The organism is Pseudomonas sp. CM27 (assembly GCF_013179515.1).
In the GTDB taxonomy this organism is placed as follows: Bacteria; Pseudomonadota; Gammaproteobacteria; order Pseudomonadales; family Pseudomonadaceae; genus Aquipseudomonas.
This window is the reverse complement of record NZ_JABMCN010000289.1, coordinates 1-7185: the sequence shown is the minus strand read 5'-3', so window position 1 is coordinate 7185 and position 7185 is coordinate 1. Positions and strand designations below refer to the sequence as shown.

Below are 7185 nucleotides of genomic sequence, written 5' to 3'. Positions count from 1 at the left end.
ACCCAGTTCGGCATTCAAGGCTCGCTCTATCAGCGCCTTCTTGAATGCCGCAGAGGCTTCTTCGATGGCTTCTGCGGTCATCAGCGGAACAGCGGAAAACTGTTTCAGCAGCTCTTGCGGAACCTTTGGTAACTCTCGGAGCGGTTTTTTTTTGGTTGGCATACATGCACCTCTTACTCATGTTATGCCCGAACACAAAATTTCTGACACCCTCAAAAATCCAGGCTGCTCGCCAGCCTGGATTCGTTCTCAAGCCTTATTCAGATACATCCGCGTAGTCAGCAAGTACACCGGCAACCCCGACACCACAATCAACAGCGCCGCATAAGGCGCCGCCGCCGCAAACTCGACGTTGGCCGTATGCGCCCACACTTCGGTAGCCAGGGTGGTCATGCCGGTCGGGCTGAGCAGCAAGGTCGCCGTCAGTTCCTTCATGGCATCCAGGAACACCAGCGCGAAAGCTGCTGCCATCGCCGGGAAGATGATCGGCAAGGTCACCCGGCAGAACGCGGCAAAGCTGCTCGCGCCCAGGGTGCGGGCGGCTTCTTCCAGCGTCGGCGAAGCCTTGTTCAGCGCGGTGCGCACCGGCGATTGCGCCAGCGGCAAGAACAGCAGCGCATAGGCCAGCAGCAGCAAGGCCGTGGTCTGGTACAGCGCCGGCACGTAGTGCAGGGCGAAGAATACCAGGGTCAGGGCAATCACCAGGCCGGGCAGGGCGTGCAGCAGGTAAGGCAGGCGCTCGGCCCAGATCGCCAGGCGGCCTTTGTAGCGCACCACCAGGAAGCTGATCGGCAGCGCCAGCAGCACGCAGAAACCGGCACCACCCAGCGATACCGACAACGAGGTGAACAACGCCTTGGAGATGGCTGCCACCGGGAATGCCGCCGACGAACCAACGCTCAGCCAGTAGCCAAGCATCGCCAGCGGAATGCCACTGCCAAGCACCGCCAGGGCCACACAAAGAAGCTGCGCCAGCACCGCCCAGCCACGCAGCCTTACCGGCTGTGCGCGGCGCGCCACGCCTTGGCCGATGCGCACATGGCGAGCCTTGCCGCGCACCCGCAGCTCCAGCCACAGCATCACCAGGCACATCGCCAGCAGCACGGCGGACAGCATCGCCGCGTTGGCATTGCTGAACTCCAGTTCGAACTGCTGGTAGATGGCGGTGGTGAAGGTTTGCAGGCCGAGAATCGACAGTGCGCCGAACTCCACCAGCATGTGCAGGGCAATCAGTAGTGCGCCGCCCAGCATCGACGGCCACAAGAGGGGCAGGGTGACCTTGACGAATACCCCCCAACGGCTGCAACCCAGCGTGCGTGCCGACTCTTCAAGCGAAGTGTCGAGGTTGCGCAGGGTGGCGGCCACCGGCAGGAACACCAGCGGGTACTTGGACAAGGCCATGACCATGATCGCCCCGCCCAACCCTTCGAAATCCGAGCTCAGCGATACCCAGGTGAAGCTGCTGACGAACGACGGCACGGCAAACGGCAGGCACAGCACCACGCCCCACAGCCGGCGGCCGGCCAGGTTGCTGCGCTCCAGCAGCCAGGCCAGGGCCAGGCCCACCATCATGCAGGTCAGTGTCACCCCGACCATCAGCAGCAGGGTGTTGCGCATCAGCCCCCAGACGAAGGGACGCCACAGCAGGTGCAAGGCTTCGCGCCAGCCGGCTTCCCAGGCTTTGATGGCGACATACAGCAGTGGCAGCAAGCTCATCGCCACCAGGAACAGCACAGGTAGTACCACCCAGATGGAAGGGCGCTTGCGGCGCGGTACGAAGCGTACCGGCGCCGGCTGGGACAGGGCGGCGGTCATCAGAGCAGGCCGACCTCGCGTTCGAGTTCGATGGCTTCTTCGGCATTGCCAAGGTCAGCCGGCGAGATCTTCGGCGGGCGCAGCTCTTCGAACGGTTTCAGGCCACGGTCAGAGACCATGCCTTTGTGCAGCGGGTATTCGGCGGTGGTCTGGGTGATCACGCGCTGGCCTTCTTCACTGGCCATCCAGTTGAGCAGGGCCTGGGCTTCCTTGGGGTGCTTGCTGGCCTTCACAGCGGCAGCGCCGGAAATGGTCACCAGGTTGCCGGCATCGCCATCAGCCAGGTAGTAAAGCTTGGAGTCGAGCTTGCCGCGCTCGCGCTCCAGAGCGTACCAATAGTAGTTGTTCACCAGGACGGCAGCGACTTCGCCTTTTTCTACGGCCTTCAGGGCGACCATGTTGTTGGTGTAGGTCTTGCCGAAGGCTTTCAGGCCGGTCAGCCATTCTTCAGTGGCTTCGCGACCATGCATTTTCAGGATGGCCACGGCCTGTTCCTGGAATGCGCCGCTGGTCGGAACGTAGCCGACGCGGCCGTCCCATTCAGGGTCGGAAAAATCCATGACCGTGGTCGGCAGGTCTTTTTCGTCGATCTTCTTCGGGTTGTAGACCACCACCCGGGTACGTGCGGTGACGCCCATCCAGGTGCCGTTGGCGCCTACGTATTCCTTGGGCAGCATGTTCAGCGTGGCGTCGTCGATCTTCGCCAACAGGCCCAGCTCGCCCAGGTTGTTCAGTGGTGGAGATTCTTCGGTATAGATGATGTCGGCGGGCGAGCGCTCGCCTTCCTCGATGATCTGGCTGGCCAGCTGGTTGCTGCTGCCTTTGCGGATATTGATGTGGATGCCGGTCTTGGCCTCATAGGCCTTGGCGATGGCCTCGCCGATTTCCTTGTGCTGACCGTTGTACATGGTCAGGGCGACCGGGGCGTCTGCCATGGCGGCCGGAGCGCCGATGACCAGGCTCAGCACGGCGGCGGCCAGGGTACGCATCAGCGGTTGCGGGCGGATCGTCATGCGGGTACTTCCTCGCTTACGGCTACATATTTGGAAACAATGGTAAACGAAATCGTTTCTCAAGTGGCCGGGTGACGAGAAATTCATGCTCAGACCATGGTCAGTGCCACACAAGGCATGCGCACGTGACGCCTGTCGCGGAGGAGGGGCCTACAAAAAACGCAGGCAAGAAAAAACCCACTAGCAAGCTAGTGGGTTTTTTGTATGGTGCCCAGGAGAAGACTCGAACTTCCACGACCTTGCGGTCACTGATACCTGAAACCAGCGCGTCTACCAATTCCGCCACCTGGGCAAAGCTTTACATCATCTGGTGAAGGCGACTATCGTTCGCTTCACACAGTAGTAACAGATCCTTGGTCATCTGTTACTTGAAATACTTGGTGCCCAGGAGAAGACTCGAACTTCCACGACCTTGCGGTCACTGATACCTGAAACCAGCGCGTCTACCAATTCCGCCACCTGGGCAAAGCTTTACATCATCTGGTGAAGGCGACTATCGTTCGCTTCACACAGTAGTAACAGATCCTTGGTCATCTGTTACTTGAAATACTTGGTGCCCAGGAGAAGACTCGAACTTCCACGACCTTGCGGTCACTGATACCTGAAACCAGCGCGTCTACCAATTCCGCCACCTGGGCACACATTCGAGATTACTTGATGCTTTACAGCGCCGCTCATCTCTACTACAACTTCGGGGTTGTCCGTCGTTGTGGTGCGCACTATACGGACGCTCTGGAGGGCTGTAAAGCCCCCAATCAAAAAAAATTTCAAAAAATTCAACTTGTTGATTCCACAGGTCTATTGCCGCTCACCAGAGGTGCCGTTGGGGCTGTCCAACGCTTACATTTCCGGTTTCAATAGGCCTATGCCAGAATTCATATCTATATACCCCAAGGTGAACCCCTTCTGATGGCCGATTGGCAATCCCTCGATCCCGAGGCCGCTCGCGAAGCGGAAAAATACGACAACCCCATTCCCAGCCGTGAGCTGATCCTGCAGCGCCTTGCCGACCGTGGCGAACCCGCTGCGCGCGAGGAGCTGGCGAAAGAGTTTGGTCTGTATGAAGAAGACCAGATCGAAGCCTTGCGTCGTCGCCTGCGTGCCATGGAGCGCGACGGCCAGCTTATCTATACACGGCGCGGCACTTATGCCCCGGTAGACAAGCTGGACCTGATCTGCGGCCGCGTCTCGGGCCACCGCGATGGCTTCGGCTTCCTTATCCCTGATGACGGCAGCGAAGACCTGTTCCTCAGCCCGTCGCAGATGCGCCTGGTATTCGACGGCGACCGTGGCCTGGCCCGCGTCTCTGGCGTAGACCGCCGCGGCCGCCGCGAAGGCGTGCTGGTCGAAGTCATCTCCCGTGCCCACGAAAGCGTGGTCGGCCGTTACTTTGAAGAGGGCGGCATCGGCTACGTGACCCCGGACAACCCGAAGATCCAGCAGGAAGTGCTGGTGACCGCCGGGCGTAACGGTGGCGCGAAGATCGGCCAGTTTGTCGAGATCAAGATCACCCACTGGCCAACCCCGCGCTTCCAGCCGCAAGGCGACGTGGTCGAGGTCATCGGCAACTACATGGCGCCGGGCATGGAAATCGACGTTGCCCTGCGCAGCTACGATATCCCCCACGTCTGGCCCCAGGACGTGGTCAAGGAAGCGCGCAAGTTCCGCTCCGAAGTCGAAGACAAGGACAAGGAGAAGCGCATCGACCTGCGTCACCTGCCGTTCGTCACCATCGACGGCGAGGACGCTCGCGACTTCGACGACGCCGTCTATTGCGAACCGCTGGGCAAGCTGCGCATGTTCTCTGGCGGCTGGCGCCTGTATGTGGCCATCGCCGACGTGTCCAGCTACGTGCGCCTGGGTTCGGCCCTGGACGTCGAGGCCCAGCAGCGCGGTAACTCGGTGTACTTCCCCGAGCGCGTGGTGCCGATGCTCCCTGAAGAGCTGTCCAACGGCCTGTGCTCGCTGAACCCGCATGTCGATCGCCTGGCCATGGTCTGTGAAATGACCATGAACAAAGCCGGCCAGATGGTCGACTACCAGTTCTACGAAGCCGTGATCCATTCACATGCCCGTCTGACCTATAACAAGGTCAGCAGCATGCTCGAGCACTCCCGTACCCGCGAGGGCAAGGCGCTGCGCGAGGAGTACAAGGAAGTCCTGCCGGACCTGAAGCACCTGTACAACCTGTACAAGGTGCTGGTCGAGGCCCGCCACACGCGTGGCGCCATCGATTTCGAAACCCAGGAAACCCGGATCATCTTCGGTGACCAGCGCAAGATCGCGGAAATCCGCCCGACCGTGCGCAACGAAGCCCACAAGCTGATCGAGGAATGCATGCTGGCGGCCAACGTGGCCACCGCCGAGTTCCTGCAAAAGCATGAAGTGCCTGCCCTGTACCGGGTGCACGACGGCCCGCCGCCAGAGCGCCTGGAAAAACTCCGCGCCTTCCTGGGCGAGCTCGGCCTTTCCCTGCACAAGGGCAAGGACCCGTCGCCGAAGGACTACCAGGCCTTGCTGGCGAGCATTGCCGGGCGCCCGGACTTCCACCTGATCCAGACGGTGATGCTGCGCTCGCTGAGCCAGGCGGTGTACAGCACCGACAACAACGGCCACTTCGGTTTGAACTACGAGGCGTACACCCACTTCACCTCGCCGATCCGTCGTTACCCGGACCTGCTGGTGCATCGCGCCATCCGTAGCGTAATCCGCTCCAAGGTCGATACCCCGCACGTCAAGCGTGCCGGCGCCATGAGCATCCCCAAGGCGCGTATCTACCCGTACGACGTGAATACCCTCGATCAGCTGGGCGAGCAGTGCTCGATGACCGAGCGGCGTGCCGACGAGGCCACCCGCGACGTGGTCAACTGGCTCAAGTGCGAGTTCATGAAGGACCGCGTGGGCGAAACCTTCCCGGGCGTGATCACTGCGGTGACCGGCTTCGGCCTGTTCGTCGAGCTGACCGATATCTACGTCGAGGGCCTGGTGCACGTCAGCGCGCTGCCGGGTGACTACTATCACTTCGACCCTGTGCACCATCGACTGTCCGGTGAGCGTACCGGGCGCAGCTTCCGCCTGGGCGACACCATCGAAGTCAAGGTCATGCGCGTCGATCTCGACGAACGCAAGATCGACTTCGAGGTGTCCGAGCAGCAGCTCAAGGCGCCGATCGGGCGCAAAGGGCGCGGTGCCGCACCGGTCGCCGAAAAGGGCGAGCAGCCGCCGGTGACCGAGGCCAAGGCTACGCCGAAGCCGCGTAGCCGCAAGAGCGAAGCGTCCGAGGCGTACTTCCCGAAAGACGCCGTGCAGCGCAACGCCGAAGTGCGCAAGAGCCGCGAAATGAAGAAGGCGCTGATGACCGAAGCGCGTTCCGGTGGCCATTCGAGCAGCAAGTCGGACAAAGGCAGCACCAAGGCTGCCGGCAAGCCGACCAAGCACCGTAAAGGCCCGCCGAAGTCCGGCGCGCCCCGCAAGAGCAAGAGCAAGTCATGAGTCAGCTGGAAAAGATCTACGGCGTGCACGCCGTGCAGGCGTTGTTGCAGCACCATCCGAAGCGGGTCAAGCAGATCTGGCTATCGGAAGGGCGCAGCGAGCCGCGCATCCAGGCGCTGCTGGCGCTGGCCGCCGAGAACCGCGTGGCGGTCGGCCAGGCCGAGCGCCGTGAGATGGATGCCTGGGTTGAGGGTGTGCACCAGGGCGTGGTTGCCGAAGTCAGCCCGAGCCAGGTGTGGGGTGAGCTGATGCTCGAGGAATTGCTCGAGCGCACTGAAACCCCGCCGCTGATTCTGGTACTCGATGGTGTTACCGACCCGCACAACCTCGGCGCCTGCCTGCGTACTGCCGATGCGGCCGGTGCCACGGCAGTGGTGGTGCCCAAGGACAAGTCGGCGACCCTGACCCCGGTTGTGCGCAAGGTGGCCTGCGGCGCTGCGGAAGTGATTCCGCTGGTGGCCGTGACCAACCTTTCCCGCACCCTGGAAAAACTCCAGCAGCGTGGCTTGTGGGTGGTGGGTACCGCGGGCGAGGCCGAGCAGGAGATCTACCAGCAGGACCTGACCGGGCCGCTGGTGATGATCATGGGCGCGGAAGGCAAGGGCATGCGCCGGCTGACGCGCGAGCATTGCGATTTCCTGGTGAAATTGCCGATGAGCGGGAGTGTCAGCAGCCTGAACGTTTCGGTAGCGACGGGCGTGTGCCTGTTCGAGGCCGTGCGTCAGCGACAGGCCAAGCGCTGATCTTCAGCCTGTACCGGCCCTATCGCCGGCAAGCCAGCTCCCACAGGCACGCCACAAGGTTCAGGTCCTGTGGCGATCCTGTGGGAGCTGGCTTGCCGGCGATAGGGCCAGTACAGACATAA

At 61.9% G+C, this 7185-nt stretch carries 4 protein-coding genes, 3 tRNA genes and 1 pseudogene; 2 read left to right on the top strand and 6 right to left on the bottom strand.

Annotated elements, in window-relative coordinates; translation table 11 throughout:
* From HP547_RS25740 to HP547_RS25715, 6 genes and pseudogenes are all read right to left on the bottom strand, one after another.
* Nucleotides 1-162 (bottom strand): annotated as a pseudogene (locus tag HP547_RS25740) (IS256 family transposase); the annotation flags it as partial.
* A gap of 87 nt (nt 163-249) precedes the next feature.
* Nucleotides 250-1815, bottom strand: coding sequence for an iron ABC transporter permease (locus HP547_RS25735; protein ID WP_172288218.1), 1566 nt, complete (start codon nt 1813-1815; stop codon nt 250-252).
* Nucleotides 1815-2828, bottom strand: coding sequence for an extracellular solute-binding protein (locus HP547_RS25730; protein WP_172288216.1), 1014 nt, complete (start codon nt 2826-2828; stop codon nt 1815-1817). Before HP547_RS25730 ends, HP547_RS25735 begins: the two co-directional genes overlap by 1 nt.
* A gap of 205 nt (nt 2829-3033) precedes the next feature.
* Nucleotides 3034-3120, bottom strand: a tRNA-Leu gene (locus HP547_RS25725).
* Between the two features lie 86 nt (nt 3121-3206).
* Nucleotides 3207-3293 (bottom strand) — tRNA-Leu (locus tag HP547_RS25720).
* An 86-nt stretch (nt 3294-3379) separates the two neighbouring features.
* A tRNA-Leu gene (locus HP547_RS25715) sits at nt 3380-3466 on the bottom strand.
* A 271-nt stretch (nt 3467-3737) separates the two neighbouring features.
* On the opposite strand from HP547_RS25715, the gene rnr reads away from it, so the two are divergent.
* Both rnr and rlmB read left to right on the top strand, forming a co-directional pair.
* Nucleotides 3738-6320, top strand: a complete 2583-nt coding sequence (gene rnr, locus HP547_RS25710) for a ribonuclease R (protein ID WP_172288214.1) — start codon at nt 3738-3740, stop codon at nt 6318-6320.
* Entirely contained in the window at nt 6317-7063 is a 747-nt protein-coding gene (gene rlmB / locus HP547_RS25705) for a 23S rRNA (guanosine(2251)-2'-O)-methyltransferase RlmB (protein WP_172228654.1), read from the top strand. Before rnr ends, rlmB begins: the two co-directional genes overlap by 4 nt.
* The last annotated feature ends 122 nt before the right edge of the window (nt 7064-7185 follow it).

Coding starts and splice junctions, on each gene's coding strand:
- HP547_RS25735 (WP_172288218.1), bottom strand. CDS start 1,815: ATGACCGCCGCCCTGTCCCAGCCGGCGCCGGTACGCTTCGTACCGCGC.
- rnr (WP_172288214.1), top strand. CDS start 3,738: ATGGCCGATTGGCAATCCCTCGATCCCGAGGCCGCTCGCGAAGCGGAA.
- rlmB (WP_172228654.1), top strand. CDS start 6,317: ATGAGTCAGCTGGAAAAGATCTACGGCGTGCACGCCGTGCAGGCGTTG.
- HP547_RS25730 (WP_172288216.1), bottom strand. CDS start 2,828: ATGACGATCCGCCCGCAACCGCTGATGCGTACCCTGGCCGCCGCCGTG.